Genomic DNA, 535 nt, shown 5'->3' on the forward strand with positions numbered 1-535 from the left:
GATCGGTAAGACTTCCAGTGCTGTCAACAATTGGATCCGGGCTGCCCGGGTCATGAGTCAGCTAATTTCTGCCGGCTGCGATCGGTTGCCTATGAATGCTTCGATCGCATTAGAGTTATCCAAGTTTAGCGAGACCGACTTGCTAGAGGCTTGGCGTGATATTTGTGAGACTTACGCTGACCACGAGTTAACTCTCGATAAGGTCAAAGCCCATCTTGAGGACCCGTTTCAGAAGCTACCCAATTCCAAAAAGGTTAACATCCCTATCGAACTTTGGGAAAAGCTTCGAGAAAAGGCCGCAGAGTCTGGAATTTCTCCATCGAAGTTACTAGAGGAACTAATCGAGTCACTACTCCTTGATGAGGATGACCTTAGCCGTGACGCTGTACCTCCTGATGGTGATGACGGCGACGATTCACAGTTTGAATGTCAATTGCTTAACGTTTTTGGTGATACAAAAATAAGTAACCAAGAATTAGAAAACTATGAATATGTAAGGGTTAAAGTAGGGGTTAACTCTTATCATATCGTACCT

The 535-nt window shown here is 44.9% G+C and carries 1 pseudogene; it reads left to right on the forward strand.

What is annotated here, in order from left to right:
- A pseudogene (locus tag MiAbW_RS19240) lies at positions 1 to 535 on the forward strand (hypothetical protein); the annotation flags it as partial.

Source organism: Microcystis aeruginosa NIES-4325, from assembly GCF_008974145.1.
Taxonomy (GTDB): Bacteria; Cyanobacteriota; Cyanobacteriia; order Cyanobacteriales; family Microcystaceae; genus Microcystis; species Microcystis aeruginosa_G.